General features: G+C 47.0%; 14 protein-coding genes. 10 read left to right on the forward strand and 4 right to left on the reverse strand.

The window, feature by feature from the left end; translation table 11 throughout:
• The first annotated feature begins 35 nt into the window (after positions 1-35).
• Positions 36-494 carry a Crp/Fnr family transcriptional regulator gene (locus ACQ4M4_RS27740; protein WP_430687732.1) on the forward strand — a complete coding sequence of 153 codons (459 nt, stop codon included), beginning with the start codon at positions 36-38 and terminating at the stop codon, positions 492-494.
• Between the two features lie 28 nt (positions 495-522).
• On the opposite strand, the gene ACQ4M4_RS27745 is transcribed toward ACQ4M4_RS27740, so the two are convergent.
• The 4 genes from ACQ4M4_RS27745 to ACQ4M4_RS27760 are packed head-to-tail and all read right to left on the reverse strand — an operon-like array spanning position 523 to position 2,976.
• Positions 523-858 (reverse strand): cupin domain-containing protein, encoded by a 336-nt coding sequence (locus ACQ4M4_RS27745; RefSeq protein ID WP_430687733.1) that lies wholly within the window; start codon positions 856-858, stop codon positions 523-525.
• Between the two features lie 19 nt (positions 859-877).
• Positions 878-1,654: an SAM-dependent methyltransferase gene (locus ACQ4M4_RS27750; RefSeq protein WP_430687734.1), complete on the reverse strand. Its 777-nt coding sequence runs from the start codon at positions 1,652-1,654 to the stop codon at positions 878-880.
• A 27-nt stretch (positions 1,655-1,681) separates the two neighbouring features.
• Positions 1,682-1,849 carry a hypothetical protein gene (locus tag ACQ4M4_RS27755; protein ID WP_430687735.1) on the reverse strand — a complete coding sequence of 56 codons (168 nt, stop codon included), beginning with the start codon at positions 1,847-1,849 and terminating at the stop codon, positions 1,682-1,684.
• A gap of 41 nt (positions 1,850-1,890) precedes the next feature.
• Complete coding sequence (locus ACQ4M4_RS27760; protein WP_430687736.1) at positions 1,891-2,976, reverse strand: ATP-dependent 6-phosphofructokinase; 1,086 nt, start codon at positions 2,974-2,976, stop codon at positions 1,891-1,893.
• 556 nt (positions 2,977-3,532) lie between these two features.
• On the opposite strand from ACQ4M4_RS27760, the gene ACQ4M4_RS27765 reads away from it, so the two are divergent.
• The 9 genes from ACQ4M4_RS27765 to ACQ4M4_RS27805 all read left to right on the forward strand — a co-directional run bounded on the left by ACQ4M4_RS27765 (position 3,533) and on the right by ACQ4M4_RS27805 (position 19,262).
• On the forward strand, positions 3,533-5,152 hold the full coding sequence (locus ACQ4M4_RS27765) for an ATP-binding protein (protein ID WP_430687737.1): 1,620 nt from the start codon (positions 3,533-3,535) through the stop codon (positions 5,150-5,152).
• Positions 5,130-6,644, forward strand: coding sequence for a response regulator (locus ACQ4M4_RS27770; RefSeq protein ID WP_430687738.1), 1,515 nt, complete (start codon positions 5,130-5,132; stop codon positions 6,642-6,644). Before ACQ4M4_RS27765 ends, ACQ4M4_RS27770 begins: the two co-directional genes overlap by 23 nt.
• A 257-nt stretch (positions 6,645-6,901) precedes the next feature.
• The gene (locus tag ACQ4M4_RS27775; RefSeq protein ID WP_430687739.1) at positions 6,902-7,306 is read left to right on the forward strand and encodes a response regulator; all 405 of its coding nucleotides are present in this window, start codon (positions 6,902-6,904) and stop codon (positions 7,304-7,306) included.
• A 693-nt stretch (positions 7,307-7,999) separates the two neighbouring features.
• Complete coding sequence (locus ACQ4M4_RS27780; protein ID WP_430687740.1) at positions 8,000-8,362, forward strand: hypothetical protein; 363 nt, start codon at positions 8,000-8,002, stop codon at positions 8,360-8,362.
• Positions 8,363-8,500: 138 nt separating this feature from the next.
• A complete protein-coding gene (locus tag ACQ4M4_RS27785; RefSeq protein WP_430687741.1) occupies positions 8,501-9,538 on the forward strand; it encodes an EAL domain-containing protein in 1,038 nt (345 codons plus the stop codon).
• A 285-nt stretch (positions 9,539-9,823) separates the two neighbouring features.
• On the forward strand, positions 9,824-11,689 hold the full coding sequence (locus ACQ4M4_RS27790; RefSeq protein WP_430687742.1) for a hybrid sensor histidine kinase/response regulator: 1,866 nt from the start codon (positions 9,824-9,826) through the stop codon (positions 11,687-11,689).
• An 81-nt stretch (positions 11,690-11,770) separates the two neighbouring features.
• Positions 11,771-13,636 carry a histidine kinase dimerization/phospho-acceptor domain-containing protein gene (locus ACQ4M4_RS27795; RefSeq protein WP_430687743.1) on the forward strand — a complete coding sequence of 622 codons (1,866 nt, stop codon included), beginning with the start codon at positions 11,771-11,773 and terminating at the stop codon, positions 13,634-13,636.
• A gap of 114 nt (positions 13,637-13,750) precedes the next feature.
• Positions 13,751-14,869, forward strand: a complete 1,119-nt coding sequence (locus ACQ4M4_RS27800; protein WP_430687744.1) for a response regulator — start codon at positions 13,751-13,753, stop codon at positions 14,867-14,869.
• Between the two features lie 439 nt (positions 14,870-15,308).
• Positions 15,309-19,262, forward strand: coding sequence for a bifunctional diguanylate cyclase/phosphodiesterase (locus tag ACQ4M4_RS27805; protein WP_430687745.1), 3,954 nt, complete (start codon positions 15,309-15,311; stop codon positions 19,260-19,262).
• Positions 19,263-19,432: the final 170 nt, after the last annotated feature.

Raw genomic sequence — 19,432 nt, forward strand, 5'->3', positions numbered from 1 at the left:
AATCGGGCAAGCTCAGCAGGTCAGTAATCTGATGGATGAGCGCTCTAAAATCATCCAACTTTTGGGCCTACCTTACTGCCGTTACTACCTGCTTAATTAATTCCCAGCAACCTGCGGAATATCGGGTCATTCAAGCAACGCCCGAAATTGCATTACAAATGATGGCAGTGTTTAACCAACGACTTCAGCAGTTGCACGATATGGTTCATGGCCTGGTTTCAGAACGGGCGGTTGTTCGGTTGGCCCGCTTCTTGCAATACGCGGCTGGAGAATCCGGAACTTGCCTTGTTGGACAGGAAGCCTGTCTGCGGCTGCCGCTTTCCCATTATGAAATTGCTCGCAGCATCGGCATTACCTATGAAGAATGTGTGCGTTTATTTAAGCAGCTGCATTGGGTAGTCTCGTACAGCCGGGGTGGAAAAATCACGATCCTTGACTGGAACACACTCGATGCGATCGCGCAGGGAACCCTAAATCCGGGCGATCGCTCCTAACCCGCCCGAAAACGAGGCAAGTGAATTGTCATTGCTCAACATCCGAAAGGGTTAGAAGAAATGCCAAATTGGTTGTTGCTTTCAGGGCATGCGGAGCATGGGCCTGCATCAACACCATTACACCGGGTTCTAAGGCGATATCTTGCCCATGGAGGGTGAGGGTTCCCTGACCTTCTAGCACGTGAACGACAGCATGAAGGGGGGATGTGTGTTGTGCAATTTCTGTTTTTGCGGCAAGACACAGAAGCCTATATTGACAATGAGGCAGCTTGAGCAGTGTTGTGTTAGAAACGCCTGTTTCAGTGTACTCAATTCTCTCGTTAAGTTGAGCAATGAAGTGTTCAGCAAGATATACAGTTGTCATGATCGAGTTTCTCCTAATTTCATATTCGTTCGACACACACAATGATGTAGCCTAATTCCTGTTTATATTGTTGAAAAACCTGTCGAATTTTGTGTAGGCGATCGCGCACTGCGGGCTGAGTTGCCACATTCCAAAAGAATTGAAGCGCATCCTTCAACCCTTCATCCTGAATGATGCGAACCGGATTGAGCAGGCCCATAGCCCCAGTTTTGTGATGCAAAACCCGAAAACCAGCGGCTTCATATAACTCCATCCAATGAGCAGGAGAAAGCGGGGTCGAATTGGTTCGCAGTGCTGCCGCCAAGTCGCGATGAATGTTTGCTTCATGAGCAGTTGCAAGCAGCTCATGAGAGAGAAATTTGCCTTGGGGTTTGAGGCGATCGCGTACTCCTTGCAAAATTTTGGCCTTGACAGGTTGCGATTGCATGGTGAGAATTGCCTCAGCCAACACATAGTCAAACTGGCCTGAAACTTGCTCCAAATGGAAAATATCGCCCTCAATGATCTGCACTTGCGCCTCTAATCCAGCGGCTTGAACGTTGGCCTGAGCGCGGGCAACGCTTTCTGGATTTTTTTCAATCCCGACGACGGTCACACCATACTGTTTTGCCAGGGCGATCGCGCTATATCCAAAGCTAGCAGCAAGTTCCAACACCGTTTCTCCGGGTTGAAAGTTAGCCCACTGGCAGAGCTGTTGGGTTGCTGCTTTTCCACCCGGACGCAAAATCTTTTTGCCAGCCGCCGCCATGACTTGATGCCCAGTTGCCGTTTCAACATGTAGGGTCGTTTGGGGCATTGCTTGGTTCCTCCACGGTCGATACCCCTACTGTGCCAAATTTGCATCGTTGTGAATATGAGCTACCTCATATTCGTAATCCAAACGTTTAATCATGGTTGAGGATGCTTCCGATATGGTGCTGCGGCTTGTCTCAAGCTGGCGACAGCTACACATCAACTTTTGTGGCCCATGCAGAACAGGTGGGGGAGACATGACCTTCTCCCCCACCTGTTCCACCCAGCGATTTGCTCGGTTCAATCGCCCAGGTAAATGCCCAAACCGCGAGCCGTATTGACCAACGTTCCAGTTGGGTTGACAGCTGCATAGCGAGCGATCGCCTCACTAATCGGCACACTGACCACTCGGCGTTTTTGCCATGTCACCACATGGTCATATTGACCCTTGGCAATTAGCTCAACCGCAGCCACCCCAAACACCGCTCCCATCAACCGATCTAAATGTGACGGGGTCGCCCCTCGCTGGGTGTGGCCCAGCACGGTCACCCGGGTTTCAGCATCCATTTGATTGCAAATACGCTCCGATAAATATTGCCCAATGCCTCCCAGGCGGCACTCCTCAGCTCCAGTATTGGGCAAGGTGACGGGGCTTCCATCTTCGGTTCGCACTGCCTCTGCAACAATCATCAAGCAATAGTTTTTGCCCTGCTCTTGCCGCTTTTTAATCGCTTGGCAAATGCCATCAACCGTGTAGGAAATTTCGGGAATGAGAATAATGTCAGCACCACCAGCGATGCCTGCGCTCATGGCGATATGGCCTGCATCCCGGCCCATAACCTCCAAAATCATGACGCGAGAATGGCTAGCAGCCGTAAAGTGCAGCCGATCTAACGCTTCGGTGGCGACCTGTACAGCCGTGTCAAACCCGACCGAAACTTCAGTCACTCCTACATCGTTGTCAATGGTTTTGGGAATACCGACCAGATTAAGGTTTCCCTGTTGGGCAATGCGCTGCAAAATGGCTAAGCTGCCGTCTCCACCAATCCCAATCAAGGCATCTAGTCCTAGCAGGTGATAGCCGTCGATAATATCCTGAGCGCGATCGCGCAAGCTTCCATCTGGCATGGGAAAGGCAAAGGGATTGCCCTTGTTTGTGGTGCCTAGCATGGTGCCGCCTGCCATTAAATAGGGATTTACCTTTTCAGACGTGAGGAGAATGGCTTCGGGGGGACGCGCCATCAGCCCCTGGGTGGCCTGCCGAATTCCCAGAACCTCCCATCCGTGGCGATCGCTAGCACTATGTACCACCGCTCGAATGACGGCGTTCAGTCCGGCGCAATCGCCTCCACTGGTTAAAATTCCAATTCGTCGCGTTGCTCCCATGTATCCTCCTGTGAACAAACTGCTTGCTCTAATGCTGAAAATTTGGCTGCCGTGAATCGATGCGGAGGTTAAGCAGCAACGATCCTGCAAGAAATCGAGCCAGCAATGCACAGTCCTACTAGCGAAGAGGAGGATGCACTGGCGTGAATTCGATATCTGTATCCGAATTTACCGAGTTTTGCGATCGGAAAGTCTTAAGTCAGGCTAAAGAATCTAGTTGTGAAAATGGCTAAAACCACGATTTCCGGTTATTTTTGCGACACAATTTGTCCGACAGTGTCTGAATGTTGCGGCTTTAGGTCATGAAACTCTGAATTTACCTATGTCTTGCAAACGATGCGATCGCCCTCGCATGGTCGAAGCTGAAACTCGATCAGGAGCGTGATTTACGAGAGTGCGAGATCGAGCGACTGGTTTATCAGTCTTAATAAACAGTCTCTCGATCGAGGCTATCTATGAAATATTGGTATTTTTCTCCAGGTGTCACGAACCTGTCACATTTGCTTTTTACCTTGAAATCATTCCCTCATCGCTACGGTTCCGTAACGGGTTATCTATGAAAGCACCGATTCCACCGAATGAGGAGCAACGGCTAGCAGAACTCCTCCGCTATGAAATTTTAGATACTCCACCCGAAACGGCCTATGACGATATCACTCAGCTAGCAGCTTATATCTGCCAAACGCCAATCGCTTTGGTGAGTCTCGTAGATAGCGATCGCCAATGGTTCAAATCGGTGGTTGGCCTGCCGATCTGCGAAACGTCTCGCGACGTGGCCTTTTGTGCCCACGCTATTTTGGGAACATCTCTCTTCATCGTGCCCGATACTCACTTAGACGAGCGCTTTGCCAACCATCCCCTCGTCACTGGGCCACCCTACATCCGGTTTTATGCAGGTGCCCCCCTCCTCACGTTCGACGGTTATGCATTGGGCACTCTCTGCACTATCTCGCCAGAACCCAAAACGCTGTCTTCTGAACAGATACGTGCGTTGACAGCCCTAGCTCGTCAGGTTGTGAGCCAGCTTGAGTTGAAGCGGAGTCACCAAACACTCAATCAAGAAATTGCCGAGCACAAACAGAGCGTTGCAGAGCTGCAACGGGTACAAACCCACCTGCAACAGGAATTGCGCGATCGCAAACGTGCCGAAGCCGAACGTAAGCACATGGAGGCCACCCTTAAAGAAACCCAAGCTCAAATGATTCAGGCCGAAAAAATGTCGAGTTTGGGACAGCTTGTGGCAGGGGTTACTCACGAAATCAACAATCCCATCAACTTTATCCACGGCAATCTCAAACATGCCGAAGCCTATTTTCAAGGGTTGCTGTATCTGTTAAAGCTCTACCAGGATGAATATCCTCAGTTGACAGAGCAAATGCAGATCCAAATTGACAGTATTGATATTGATTTCATCAAGCAAGACCTGCCACATTTGCTCAATTCCATGCAAATTGGCACCAACCGCATCCGCGAAATCATCAAGTCACTGCGAACCTTCTCTCGTTTGGATGAAGCAGATCTAAAAATAGCAAATATTCATGAAGGTCTAGACAGTACCCTCATGCTGTTGAGCCATCGGCTCAGGCCAAACGAAAATCGCCCAGGTATTCAAGTGATTCGAGATTATGGAGATATTCCTGCTTTTTACTGCTACCCTAGCCAGCTCAATCAAGTCTTTATCAATGTGCTGAACAATGCCATTGATGCCTTAGAAGCAGATTCGTCCAGCATCCAGGGATTGGCCCCATCAGATTCGACCAACGATGACGTGACCCTTGCCTTTCCTTGCCTCTCTACCATCACTATTCGCACAGAACAATTGCCTCAAAACCACGTTGCTATTCGCATTGCAGATAATGGTCCTGGCATTTCTCAATCGATTCGGTCCAAAATTTTTGATCCCTTTTTTACAACAAAAGCCGTTGGACGAGGGGCCGGACTAGGACTATCCATTAGCTACAAAATTGTGGTGGAAAATCACGGTGGACAACTCACCTGCCATTCAGAACCAAATCAAGGCAGCGAATTCGTAATTGAAATTCCCATCGTTTCACTCGAACCCAATCCGGCCACTTCTGCATCAATGCATCAAGCTCGCATTGAGCAGTTGAGGCATTATAGAACGAAGGCAACATGTGGAAGTCTGACATCCCATGAGAATTTTATTAATCGATGACGATGAATTACTAACGCAGAGGCTATACGATTTTTTAACCTCTCAGTCTTATGCGGTAGATATCGCCCAAGATGGTGAAGCAGGATGGGACTATACTCAGGCGGCCAGTTACGATCTCATTGTTTTGGATATCACGTTGCCCAAGTTGGACGGTGTGCGGCTCTGCAGACGATTGCGCCAAAACAATTACAGCAGCCCTATTTTGTTACTCACAGCTAAAGGGGAAAGCTCCGACAAGGTTGTTGGTTTAGATGCAGGGGCCGATGACTATTTGGTAAAACCTTGCACCTTAGAGGAGTTGTCTGCTCGGATTCGAGCCTTGCTCCGTCGGCCTAAAACGGCTGCAACGCCCGTGCTGGAATGGGATGGCCTATCCATGGACTTGAGCACTTGTGAGGTGAGCTATCAGGGGCAGGTTTTGCCGCTATCTCCGAAAGAATACAGTTTGTTGGAATTGTTTCTTCGCAATCCTCAGCGGGTTTTTAGCAGTAGCACCATCCTGGAGCATTTGTGGGGATTTGGAGATGCCCCAGGTGAAGAAACGATTAGAACTCATATCAAACGATTACGACGCAAGCTCAAGTCAGTAGGAATTGAAACCATGATTGACACAGTTTATGGCATGGGCTACCGCCTTCAAACGCCGCCACCATTGCCAACCCCAACGCCACCATCCAAAGAAGACCAGGCGCGAGCTGCCGCGATCGCCCTATGGGAGAAATTCAAGTCTCCGATTTTAGAGCGCATGGCAAGCCTTGATAAAGTGGCAGCTTTGTTGCAGTCTGGGAACCTATCACCCGAATTGAGACAGGCTGCAGTCGAAGATGCGCACAAGCTTTCGGGGTCTTTGGGCATGTTTGGGTTTCCTGAAGGATCCCGTCTCGCAAAAGAACTGGAGTTTAGCCTAAGGGATGCAACAAACCCAGCCCAAATGGAGAAATTACAACCACTCGTTGCGGCGCTGCATCAAGAGCTAGAGAAAACGCCCCATGTTTCGGGAATGGAGTTGCTTCAAGCGTTGGACGACGAGCCTAGCAGTTTACCGATTGCCCCAAAGCCAATGCCCTTGTTGGAGCGATCGGCCACACCGGAGTTCAAAATTTTGGCCGTGGATGATGACCCCATCATTTTGAAGACCCTCCAGTACTTGTTACCTCGCTGGGGGTTAAACCTTGTTGCCTTAAATAATCCATTGCAGCTTTGGGATGCTTTAGTTAGCGAAAAGCCCGATTTGCTCATCCTAGACGTGGATATGCCGCAAGAAAATGGCATTGAGATTTGTCGGCTCATTCGCAACAACGATGATTGGAGCGGTTTACCCATTCTGTTTTTAACGGCTCACCGCAATCCAGACATTATTGTTCAGCTATATAGTGCTGGAGCCGATGACTACGTCGCAAAGCCCTTTACAGAGCCTGAAGTCATTACTCGCATTTTTAATCGTCTGAATCGCCACCAGCTGGCCCAACGCTGGCAAAAACCAACGGCTTAGCGAACGGACTGCTGCTGCAAGGTCTGAACGTTAAATTTGCTCAGCTCAGCAAGGATTTTCAAAGGATGAACATGCTGAGCCAACGTCAATCAACCTTGACATTTGGCATAGATTCCCTGTATGGGGAGCTTTTCTGTCATCTTCTCAGCCTTTTGGCTGGTTTTAGCGACCAATTTCTCCAAAGCTTTCAACAGAGAATCCTCCAGCCGATAAAATCAAAATGCCACTTTTAGGCGAGGTGATAGTCAACATTCAATATGAAGCAAATTTTAGTCATTGATGATGAAGCAGATATCTGCGAGATTGCCAAGATCAGTTTACAAATTACAAAGCAGTGGCAAGTTTTGACGGTAGCTTCTGGTCAAGAAGGAGTCTCTGTTGCAACAGAGACTCAACCTGACGCAATTTTATTAGACGTGGTGATGCCAGGTCTAGATGGATTGCATACGCTAAAGCTATTGAAAGAAACTCCAGCGACACGACACATTCCGGTCATTATGCTGACGGCAGCAGGCAGCATGGTTACCCAACGGCAATATGCGGAATTGGGAGCCCAAGCGGTTGTCACAAAACCGTTTGATCCGGGTTTATTGGGAAATCAAATTGCCAATGTGCTCAGCTGGGACATAGATGACCACCGGACTGATCGGCAAGCTAGCTAAGCACGTCAATTTTGTGTTCCCTACAAACCAAAAGCCGCTTTTCAGATGTTGGGTGTGGCTTTTGGGATAGGGAGTGGAAAAATCCAGGCTAAGGGGGCGATCGCGTCCCGGCCTGCTTGAGGATTGGTGAACATCAAGCCAATATCCGCATAACGCATCTGTGCCTATCGCCACATTGAATCCCGCTGCATTAAATCCGGTTGCATTGAATACCATAGTTGCGCAGGCTGCGATCGCTTCAACTTCAGCTTGCTAACCCGTAGACAAGCCATACCGGGTGTTCACTAGTTTGTCACATTCCTTCTCTATCGTTAGGGCAGAGGGTTGCACAACAAAAAGTCAGATCAGTTCATGACTTTTTGGCAGCCTTATCTCTGCTCATTCAACGCAAGATTAAACGCTGCCGAGGCAACGTTTCGTTTCGTGATCGAATCGTATGATCTAGTTACGTGGATAGTGGTGAAATTTTGAAGTTCATCTGGCTTATAAACCTGACCTATAAACAATGAGCCGTGCGCCCATTCACCTGATAACTGAAGCAAGAATTCCTGTTTATCAAGCTAATAAATCTAGGAGTAGTGGTGACCTTGAGGCTGTTTACTCAGCACGAATCCCATAGCTTTGCTCAAGTCCCCTTAAAAACATTTAACTTAAGTGACTTGCCTTGAATGCCCCCTTTAAATTTCTATCATCATGGCAGCGCAATTGAACTCCACCCATCCATCTTCACAGCAAGATCCTGTAGAAATTGCTTTGCCTTTGGTGGTGGATGAGAGTGTTGTTCATCGCTTTAGCTTCTGGAATGGAACAGTTCAACAAGGAATTCGATATCGCAATAAACTCTATATCTACTTCGAGGCATATGCTCTTCGCGATCGCCTAAAGGCTTATGAAATTGCGTATGAGCAAGCTGAACAGGGAATAGCAGATGAACTTATGGTTTGTGTTACGGTTTCTAAAACTCATTACACAATTTGGCTCAGCTTAAAGATTACTCATTCTGATAAAAATTTTGAGTCCTTATCCATTCATCCCACAAACCCACCGAACTCCTAAAGTTTGATTTTCATCAATATGCTGGCACCAAAGATCTGCTTGATTGGGTTTATTTGCTTTTGAAGCTTACTGTAACTAACCTTCTCTTCCTCATTCATGATTTCGACTAGTTCAACTTTTCAGGGTAAAAATATCATCATGCTTGAGAGTGGTAGCCAGTTTTGTGATCAACCGTCTCAACTCACACACCTGTCAGAGCATAGTGATTTGTTCATTTGCCATGAGCTGAGAACGCCCCTCACCTCTATTCAAGGGGTGCTAGGTTTATTAAATACCGGAAAGTTAGGCTGTCTTTCAGAAGAAGGTCAACGGCTGCTGGCGATCGCAATCAATAACGCGAACCGATTGAATCGATTAGCTAGAACACTCGAGGCGTGGCCCACTTCATCTATGACTGTCCTGTCTGAAGAAGTGATAGAACAGTTACAGCTTGAAAATGACTTGCATAAGGCCTTATTTCAGCAAGAATTTCAATTAGCGTATCAGCCGATTATTTCGACCATAGATCACCAAATTATTGGGTTCGAAGCCTTAGCCCGATGGCACCATCCTAGTCGGGGCTATATACCAGCTCAGGTGTTTATTCCCTTAGCAGAAAAGTTGGGATGCATTCACCAATTAGGAGCTTGGATTTTGGAGCAAGCCTGCCTTCAGTTGCGTACTTGGCAGCAGCAACAGCCTAATGTTCCGCCGTTGTATATGAGCGTTAATCTCTCGGCAGGGCAAATTCTACAACCCCATCTTGTTCAAGAAATCCAGCATATTTTGATAAGAACCGGAGTGTTGCCTAGCGATCTCAAAATTGAAATCACTGAAAGTATGCTGGTTGAGAATCAGCAGTCTGCAATTTGTGTGTTGACAGAGCTTCAGGAAATGGGGATTCAATTTTATGTCGATGATTTTGGGACTGGATACTCGTCGCTAGGTCGCCTTCAGCAGTTACCCATTGATGGCTTAAAAATCGATCGATCTTTTGTACAAAATAAACAGTGGAATATTAGCCGAACTATTGTATGTTTGGCAGAAAACCTGGGGTTAGATGTGATTGCCGAGGGTGTGGAAACTGATGAAGACCTCATGGAGCTTCAAGCAGCAGGATGCGTCAAAATGCAGGGCTATCACTTTTCCCAACCTCTTTTTAGCCAAGCAGCAACAACGTTAATCCTAGGAGACTAATATTAATGTTGCTGATCAGAATAGAAAAAAATACCTTCCGGTTAAAATTGCTCATGCTTTAGGAGATTTAGTTGAAATCTCATGATTCTGTTTTTTGAATCATAATTTGTTAAATCATAAAGTTATAATGAGTTGAAGATAAATTTGCTGGAATTTGGCCTTTCAACGCTGCACTCAAAAGAGTCAGTTTGGCGCATTTTTGGTTTACTTAAAAAATATTCTATTTGTGAGTTAAAAATCGTCTTGAATTGATCTGAACGATGGCATTAACTTGGCTGATTGTGCATGATCTCTGACGCTGCGGATTCTTCTAAGGGCAACATCTTAATTGTCGATGATTCGCCCGATAACTTACGGATCTTGTCTACGAACTTGACAAGCCGTGGGTATAAGGTGCGTTGTGTCACAAATGGCAACATGGCTTTGGTGAGTCTCAAGTATTTGCTACCCGACTTAATTCTGCTCGATATCCGCATGCCCATAACCGACGGTTACGAGGTCTGTCGTCGCCTTAAAGCAGATCCGGTAACCCAGCCCATCCCCATCATTTTCATTAGTGCGGCAGATGATGTAGCGGTTAAAGTCAAGGCGTTTGCAGTGGGAGGGGTAGATTACATTACCAAGCCGTTTCATTTTGAAGAGGTGCTAGCCCGAGTCGCGCATCAGTTGACCATTCGCCAGTTACAAAGTCAGCTGCTTGAGCAAAATCACAATCTCCAGCAAGAAATTGCCCAGCATAAACAAACCCAAACTGCACTGGAAGATGCGAGAGCTGCAGCAGAGTCTGCGAATTATGCCAAAAGTGAATTTTTGGCAAAGATGAGTCATGAGCTACGCACTCCACTCAATGCCATTTTGGGTTTTTCTGGTCTGATGGAACATGATCAGTTCCTTTCTGAGGAGCATCGAGACTATGTGTTGATGATTCATCAGGCAGCTCAACGATTGTTAAAGTTGCTGAATCACATTTTGTCGGTTACCAGTCATGAAGCTGGCCAGCTTGCTTTGCAAGAACGAAAGTTTGATCTGCATGGGTTTCTAGCAGCGATCGCCTCAGCTTGGCAACCCAAGGCTCGGGCAAAGGGGCTCAATTTTGCGCTGGATTATGTTACTACCACACTGCCACAGTGGATCTTTGGAGATGATGGAAAGCTGCGACAAGTGTTGGGGAATTTGTTAGAAAATGCTGTTCAGTTCACATACTCTGGCTCTATTACTCTGCGGGTTAGGGTGGAAGTTAGCCATGAGTCGAGTTTGACTTGGCCGGGGGGTGATGGCTCAAAGGGCGATCGCCTGCTTCCTCTATTATTTGAGGTAGAAGACACGGGTTCCGGGATTGCGGCCACTGAGGTGGATCGGCTATTTCAAGCCTTTTCTCAAGCCGGATCAGGGTTGAAATCTGAACAAGGGGTTGGGTTGGGATTGTTCATTAGTCGTCAGTTTGTGCAGGCAATGGGCGGCGATATTACCATCAGTTGCACATCTGGATCGGGAACGGTTGCTCGATTCTATGTGTTGATGCAGTCTGTTGAGTGTGATGCCCCCGATGCCGTTATTGCGAGTTGCCCGTTAGCGGCGCAATCTTACCTTGGAGGTGGTAGCGATCGCCCTCAAGAAGATGCGGGTTGGGCATTGCCAACACCGACCTTAACCTTAACCGAAGAGCGCATGCTAGAAGCTCTCCACGCAGAAATGGGTGTTCGTTGGCTTTCTCAACTGCATCGAGCGGCCATTCAAGGCTGCGAAGCCCAAATCTCACAGCTTATTGAGGCCATACCTGCTCCTCACCTTGGTTTTGCCCAAGTCTTGGCTGAATGGAACCAAAATTTTCAATTTGACCAAATTGTGGCTATCGCTCAACAGGCACTGGAACGTAGCCTCAAGGCTCATGAGCCCTTCACCAGGCGATCGTTAGACTGGCCCGTCGAATTTGAGCCGCTGATCACGTCCGATTCATTTCGCGGCATCTCCCAAGACTGGATTCTACAACTGCATCAAGCCGCTATTTTAGGGCGCGATCGCCACATCCTGCACCTTATTGATCAACTTCCCAACTCCCACTCTGCCCTTGGTCAAACTTTAAAGAAATGGGTCAAAGAATTCCGCTTTGAAAACATCATTGAACTCACGGTTGCCATTGGTTGCGCATAGTGGTTCTCTTTTAATTTCTAAGCCAATATCCTTGTTCGCCACCCAGGCCTTGATCCATTTCTGAAGTCTTTCATCTATCCCATGCAGGTCGATTCACCGCGCCACCTCAGTCATTCTTCTGTTCAGGGAATATCTCTCCGCCTTATTTTGGTTGTTCCTTTTGTTCTTCAAATCTTGATTGCAGTCGGTATAACCGGTTGGCTGTCGCTGCGCCATGGACAACAAGCTGTAAATGACTTGGCCATGCAACTCCGCATCAAAACCAGTGAACAAGTCGTTCACCATCTTCAAGATCAGTTGATATTACCCTATCAAATCAACCAATTGAATTTAGATGCCATTCATGCCGGTCTTTTAGATCTACAAAACTTTCATGAGTTAGGTCGTACTTTCCATTTTCAAATGCAAGTTTTTGGCGTTGGTTATATCAATTTTGCCAATTCCAAAGGTGAGTTTATTGGAGTTGAACGGTTAGACAACGGTAGATTAGTGATTAACGAAACTCGTCTGCCTCGCCTGTCAGACATGGCAATTTACCAAACAGATGCCCAGGGAAACCGGGTAGCACTGGAGGATGTTGCGATCGATGAGCCACCAGTCGTTGAAGAAGATTGGTATGCAGATGCTGTCCAAGCCAAAATACCCGTGTGGAGCAGAATTTATCAGTGGGATGATAAACCCGAAATCCTCTCAATTTCGTCTAGCTATCCCGTCTATGATCAGAACGAGCGGTTACTTGGGGTGATTGGTGTAGATGTCGTCTTGTCAAGTTTAAGCTCGTTTCTACAAAATCTTCAGTTAAGTCCATCCGGAGAAATTTTTATTACCGAGCGCAATGGATTATTGGTTGCAAGTTCAGATGCTGAACTTCCCTTCACGGTCGATGCCGAGGAAGCCTATCGCATGCACCTTTTCCATAGCAAGAACCCGCTCATTCGAGAAACAGCTGCCCATCTTTTGTATCGTTTTGGTGATTTAGCCGAAATTCAAACTACTGAACAACTTCAATTCACGATTAACGGACAAAAACAGTTCATTCAGGTTACCCCTTGGCAAGATCGGCATGGGTTAGATTGGCTGGTCGTTATTGTTGTTCCAGAATCAGATTTTATGGAACAAATTCATGCGAATACGCGCACAACTATTTTGCTGTGTTTGTTGTCTTTAGGCATTGCCATATTGCTGGGGTTAATGACCTCTCGTTGGATTAGCCAGCGCATTCAATATCTCGTCACAGTTAGCAAAAAAATAGCCAATGGACAGCTAGATCAAACCATTGAAAAAAATGGGATTCGAGAGCTAGAAGATCTCTCCCAGTCCTTTAATCAAATGGCGATCCAGCTTAGAGCTTCTTTTACTGAATTAGAAGATCGGATTGCTCAACGCACTGCCGCACTATTGGAGGCAAAAACGGTGGCTGAGTCCGCTAACCGCGCCAAGAGTGAGTTTCTCAAGAATATGAGCCACGAACTACGAACACCCTTGAATGCCATTCTTGGAATTGCACAAACGTTTGAAAATAATTCGTCATTAACCCAAGAAGAATTAGAGTATTTGACAGTTTTAAATCGCAATGCACGGCGACTGCTAGCACTAATTAATGATCTGCTGGAGATTGCAAAAATCGGAATGCATGAGGCTTTATCAGAGAAGAACCAATTTGATCGGGATTTAAATTTACGGTTTGTTCACCAAGGACGGAGAGAAGAGGAATCATTGGATCATCGCCTCTGTCTCTACCTAGTTCAGATGCCATTGGAATGGATCTTGCTTTTGAAACAGGCTGCCATTAAAGGGTTTGACCGAGAGATTCTTCAGCTGGTGAATCAAGTTCCTGTCGACCTTGAGCCTTTGGCAGCAAGTTTGACGACTTGGGCCAGAGACTTTAGGTTTGATAAGGTGGTAGAGCTTATTCAGCAATTCGAAGAGATGGACTCCAGCTTTTAGTACATATGTGTTTTTTTGCATCACTCCTGTGCGATCGTTTTGAAATCTAGAGGCTGATATTGCTTTAAACCTAACGCAGACTTTTCTAAGCTTTATTTCTTGAACTATAGACCTATGGAAACCTCGGTAATGGATCAATCAAAAGGTGATATTTTACTGGTTGATGATACGCCTGATAATTTGAGAGTGCTATCGGCAATGTTGACCAATCGAGGTTTTGAAGTTCGTAAAGCCTTGAATGGACAGCGGGCGCTAGCCTCGGTACAAGCAGCCCCACCCAACTTAATTTTATTAGATATCAAAATGCCTGAGATGGATGGCTACACGGTCTGCCAGCGCTTAAAGGCCGATCCAAAAACCTGCGAGGTTCCAGTCATTTTTATCAGCGCTTTAGATGATGCCTTGGATAAGGTTAAGGCGTTTGCAGCGGGTGGAGTGGACTATGTCACAAAGCCGTTTCAAGAAATGGAAGTGCTGGCCAGAATTGAGCATCAGTTATGTATTCAAAGATTGCAAAAACAGCTGATTCTGCATAATCAAGAGTTGGCTCGATCTAATCGGGAATTAGAGCAGTTTGCCTATGTGGTCTCTCATGATTTGCAGCAACCTCTGCAAAGTATTACTGGGTTCGCCAAAATCATTCAACTCCAGCATCAAAATACGCTCGACCAGGCTGCTGTTGAATATCTGAGCCGTATTTATGATGCGGGTAGCCGGATGCAAAAGTTGATTCAAGATCTGTTGGTGTATTCGAAGGTGGGCCAACACGATCAGGAGTTTCGATCTGTGGATTGTAATGAGGTGTTGAGGAATGCGTTAGACAATTTGCAAGGGGCGATCGCTGATCGACAAGTTTGCTTAACTCAGGATAATTTGCCAACGGTGATGGGATATGAGACGCAGCTCATGCAGTTACTGCAAAACCTTGTGAGCAATGCGATTAAATTTGTTTCGCCTCAGAAAATTCCTCAAGTTCATATCACGGCAGAACGACAAGAAAATTACTGGTTATTTAAGATTCGAGATAATGGTATTGGCATTGAAACAGCAGACTTAGAAAAAATTTTTGAAATCTTTCATCGGACTCAGTCAGCGGCAGCATATGCTGGAACTGGAATTGGGCTGGCGACCTGCAAAAAGATTGTTGAGAACCATCGTGGCCGCATTTGGGTAGACTCGACCGTTGGTTTAGGAACAACATTTTACTTTACGATTTGTACTAAAGAAAATTGAACCTGATGGATATGCATAATGATGTGTGAGGTTAACGTAACCTGCAATCAGGCTCAAAAACAGCTGCGGCTTTAGCACGTACTATTGTGCTTGATGCGCTGTCGTGATTGTAGTTAGGAAAACCGTTGCGCATCAAGCGTTTTTCTAACATACGATGTTGCAATAGTATGGCGTCCGCTAGACCTATCGAACTATCGAATCGAACTATCGAAGATTCAGTATGATATTCCGCATCAGAATATAGCTTCCTAATGGAAAAACCGATTTCTGTGCACTCTTTTGTAAAGATTTCACAGAATCACGACAGGGTTTGGTGAAATCTAGGGTAACGCCTTTTTGCGACTGCAATAAATTGCTTGACCGTGCTGATTAGGTTAGGCTCAAAAAGATGGGCATTCTATAAGCAAGTGATCATGCAGGATAGATTAACGCTGCAGTTATGGCAAAGTGGCACCCTCCTTCCCTTGAGCATATTTCCTCTGAGGTCTGGGAAAACACGCCAGAGCCAGTGAAGCAATTAGTGCAGGCGTGGCTTGCGGGGGGTAGATTGTCTGAGAGTGACAGTCAGCTGATTCAGTTTTTGGATGCAACTCCGATTGGAATTGCGGTTCACGATATTACAGGGCAACTAATTTATGTGAACCAGATTGGGCGATCGCTCATTGGTATTGACTTCTCCTCTGCTGAGAATTGGGACCAAATTTGTAAACTGATCCCAATTTATCGTGAAGGAACGCAGGAACTGTATCCCAAAGATGCACTACCCAGCATGCGAGCTTTGGCTGGTGTTGCAGTGTGGGCCGATGATTTGGAAATTCGCCAATCGGATAGGGTATTGCCGCTTGAGGTATGGGCCACACCCATTTTTAATGAAAATGGGCAGGTTAGCTACGTAATCGCGGCATTCCAAGATGTGGGTGAACGCAAGCGTCAAGAAGCCGAGCGTAAGCGCCAAGAGATAGAACAGCAAATCCTGGCGAATACTCTACTCAAGAGTGAACAGCGCTATCGACAAGTGATTCAGTCCCAAACAGATTTAATTTTGCGATCGCGGCCAGATACCACTATTACCTTTGCGAACGAGGCGCTTTGCCATATCCTAGGCAAAGATTTGGAAACTGTGATTGGACTTCGTTGGTACAATTTTGTTCCACCCGAAGAAACTGCCGCTTTAGAAAGCAAAATTGCCGCCCTTACCCCCGAAAACCCAATCTTTGAAAATATTAACCAGGACTATCGAGTCAACAATCAAATTGGTTGGACTCAGTGGGTGAATTTAGGCATTTTTGATGAGCATCATCGGCTGATTGAAATTCAGTCCGTTGGGCGCGATATTACCCAGTTGCAAGAAAAAATTCTACGGGAACAGGCGTTGAACCGTGTTTTGCAGGCGATTCGCAATTCCCTAGATCTGAATACCATTTTTACAACTGCAACTGCCGAAGCCGCTCAGTTATTAGGCATGGCGAATTGCAGCGTTGTCAAGTATTTACCAGATCAAGGGGTATGGCGACATGTTGCAGTTCACCAGCAAGACCCCTCGGCCCCTTCTACGCTAGGGTTGGAAATTCCCGATGCGTCAAACCCATTTGCAACTCAACTCAAGCAGTTTCGCAATGTGCGCGTTGAAGATACCAACCAGCTCGACGACCCAGTGAACCGGGAGGTGGCCCAAACGCTGCCTGGTGCATGGTTGCTGATTCCCCTGGTGATTGATGGCAATCTATGGGGAGCATTCACCCTGAGTGTGTTGCACCGGCCCTATGTGTGGCGAGATGATCAAATTGCCCTGGCCGAAGCGATCGCCGGACAGTTAGAGGTGGCTATTCAGCAGGCAAACCTGTATCGGCAAGTGCAGCTCGAATTAGAAGAGCGATGCTGGATGGAAGCAGCTTTGCGCGAGAGCGAGGCCCGCTTTCAAAACATGGCAGCGAATGTGCCAGGGGCAATTTTTCGCTATTTGTTGCGGCCGGATGGCACCGATAGTGTGCTGTACATGAGTACGGGGTGTTTTCATTTGTGGGAGGTTGAAGCACAAGCCGTGGTTGCAGATACCACCATTCTGTGGCACATGATTCATCCTGAGGATAGGCCAGCGGTATACAACTCGGTGATGGAGTCTGCACGAACGCTAGAACCCTGGTCGTTTGCATGGCGCATTACAACCCCGTCGGGCCGCGAAAAGTGGTTGGAAGCATCGGGTCGCCCTAAGCGCTCTCCCAATGGAGACGTCATTTGGGATACGTTGGTTCTGGATGTGAGCGATCGCAAACGCAATGAGGCCGAACGTCAGCAGTCTGCAATTGCGTTGATGCAAAGCGAGCAGCGCTTTCGCCAACTGTTTGAAACGATCCCTGCCATTGCCGTTCAGGGATATAACCGTCACCGCAAGGTTATTTATTGGAATCAGGCGAGTGAACAGGTTTACGGTTACACCAAAGCTGAGGCAATGGGGCGGCAGCTCGAAGATTTGATTATTCCGGCTGAGATGCGACAAGACGTGGTTCAGGCGGTGCAGCGTTGGGTCACAGATGGAGAGGCCATTCCCGCATCAGAATTGAGCCTATTGCGCAAGGATGGTGCGCGGGTGTCGGTCTTTTCTAGCCATGTGATGCTCACCAATGCCGCCGGTGAACTAGAAATGTACTGTGTGGATATTGACCTGAGCGATCGCAAGCAGGCGAAAGAGGCCCTGCAAGAGAGCGAAAGTCGCTATCGCCTCCTTGCTGAAAATATGAATGACTTGGTGTGTTTGCATGATGTGCAGGGTCGATATTTGTATGTGAGTCCTTCGTGTGAGGCGCTACTGGGCTACCAATATGAGGAAATGATTGGGCAGGATGCCTACAATTTTCTTCATCCCGACGATCGCGATCGCATTTTTCAAGAAGCCCATTCTGCTGTCACGAGTGGTAAACCAACTCCGATTACTTATCGCATTCGACAAAAATCTGGGCATTACATCTGGTTTGAAACGTTAACCAAACCAATTTTGGACGCGGCAGGTGACATTGTGCAGTTACAAACCACCTCACGGGATGTGACGGAGCGCATTCAGGCGCAGAATCGCCTGAAGCACGATGCCCTCCATGATGCGCTGACTGGGTTGCCCAACCGTCACTTGCTCATGGAACGGCTAGAACTCGCAATTCATCGCGCCAAACGCCTAGAGGATTATCGATTTGCTGTTCTTTTCTTGGATCTTGATCGCTTTAAGGTGATTAACGATAGTTTGGGGCACTTAGCGGGAGATCAGCTCCTCATCGCGATCGCCCAACGGTTGCGATCAACCTTGCGAAGCCTGGATTTAGCCGCACGCCTAGGTGGCGATGAATTCGTCATCTTAATCGAAGAAATTAAAGATATTCAAGAAGCGGTACGAGCCACTGAGCGTATTTTTGCAGCCTTACAAGCCCCCTTCAGTATTGAGGGACGAGAGGTATACACAAGCTCGAGCATTGGCATTGTACTAGGCTCTAAGGACACTGAAAAAGGCTTAGACCTGTTGCGCGATGCCGATATTGCGATGTATCGGGCAAAAGTAAAGGGAAAAGCACGCTACGAAATTTTTGATGCTGACATGCATGCACAAGCCCTAAGCCGATTGCATCTGGAAAATGATTTGCGACGGGCGATTGCACAAGAAGAATTTGTCCTACACTACCAACCCATTGTTTCCCTGAACACTGGCTGTCTGCTGGGGTTTGAAGCGTTGATTCGTTGGCAGCATCCTCAAGAAGGGTTGAAACCACCCAGTACATTTATTGCCATTGCAGAAGAAACAGGACTGATTACCCGTTTGGATTTTTGGGCGCTACGAACAGCCTGTGAGCAGCTTGCTGTTTGGCAATCAACTTTTCCAGAATTGAATTTTCTCAAAGTGAGTGTTAACCTTTCGGCACAAGATTTGCGGCGATCGGATTTGACGGAAGAAGTTGATCGCATCTTGTTGGAAACGGGTTTAGAAGGATGCTACTTAACGCTAGAGATTACTGAAAGTATGCTGATTGAAGATGTGGAATCTACTATCACCTTACTCAGTCAACTCAAACAGCGAAATATTCAAATTAGTATTGATGATTTTGGTACAGGATATTCCTCTCTCAATTATCTTCACCGTCTCCCTGTCGATAATTTAAAGGTAGATCGCTCGTTCGTTAACCAAATTCAAACTGGTAAATGCAATCATCAAATTGTTGAAACGATTATTGCCTTGAGTAATCAACTTGAGCTTGATGCGATCGCCGAAGGAATTGAAACCCAGCATCAGCTTGAGCAGCTCAAATATCTAGGTTACAAGCAGGGGCAAGGCTATCGCTTCTCAAAGCCGCTGAGTCGGGAAGCGGTGTATGCGCTGTTGGCTCACACGAGTCCCCATTTTCACTTGACCTAGCAATATACAGGCTCACATCCCAATCTTGTCAACTGAGAACACTAGCCGATATTCCGCAGGTTGCTGGGAATTAATTAAGCAGGTAGTAACGGCAGTAAGGTAGGCCCAAAAGTTGGATGATTTTAGAGCGCTCATCCATCAGATTACTGACCTGCTGAGCTTGCCCGATT

Source organism: Leptolyngbya sp. AN02str, from assembly GCF_050565595.1.
Lineage (GTDB): Bacteria > Cyanobacteriota > Cyanobacteriia > Elainellales > Elainellaceae > Kaiparowitsia.

Coding starts and splice junctions, on each gene's coding strand:
- ACQ4M4_RS27750 (WP_430687734.1), bottom strand. CDS start 1,654: ATGCCCCAAACGACCCTACATGTTGAAACGGCAACTGGGCATCAAGTC.
- ACQ4M4_RS27790 (WP_430687742.1), top strand. CDS start 9,824: ATGATCTCTGACGCTGCGGATTCTTCTAAGGGCAACATCTTAATTGTC.
- ACQ4M4_RS27760 (WP_430687736.1), bottom strand. CDS start 2,976: ATGGGAGCAACGCGACGAATTGGAATTTTAACCAGTGGAGGCGATTGC.
- ACQ4M4_RS27740 (WP_430687732.1), top strand. CDS start 36: ATGAGCGCTCTAAAATCATCCAACTTTTGGGCCTACCTTACTGCCGTT.
- ACQ4M4_RS27805 (WP_430687745.1), top strand. CDS start 15,309: ATGGCAAAGTGGCACCCTCCTTCCCTTGAGCATATTTCCTCTGAGGTC.
- ACQ4M4_RS27765 (WP_430687737.1), top strand. CDS start 3,533: ATGAAAGCACCGATTCCACCGAATGAGGAGCAACGGCTAGCAGAACTC.
- ACQ4M4_RS27785 (WP_430687741.1), top strand. CDS start 8,501: ATGCTTGAGAGTGGTAGCCAGTTTTGTGATCAACCGTCTCAACTCACA.
- ACQ4M4_RS27755 (WP_430687735.1), bottom strand. CDS start 1,849: ATGTCTCCCCCACCTGTTCTGCATGGGCCACAAAAGTTGATGTGTAGC.
- ACQ4M4_RS27800 (WP_430687744.1), top strand. CDS start 13,751: ATGGAAACCTCGGTAATGGATCAATCAAAAGGTGATATTTTACTGGTT.
- ACQ4M4_RS27770 (WP_430687738.1), top strand. CDS start 5,130: ATGAGAATTTTATTAATCGATGACGATGAATTACTAACGCAGAGGCTA.
- ACQ4M4_RS27780 (WP_430687740.1), top strand. CDS start 8,000: ATGGCAGCGCAATTGAACTCCACCCATCCATCTTCACAGCAAGATCCT.
- ACQ4M4_RS27775 (WP_430687739.1), top strand. CDS start 6,902: ATGAAGCAAATTTTAGTCATTGATGATGAAGCAGATATCTGCGAGATT.
- ACQ4M4_RS27795 (WP_430687743.1), top strand. CDS start 11,771: ATGCAGGTCGATTCACCGCGCCACCTCAGTCATTCTTCTGTTCAGGGA.
- ACQ4M4_RS27745 (WP_430687733.1), bottom strand. CDS start 858: ATGACAACTGTATATCTTGCTGAACACTTCATTGCTCAACTTAACGAG.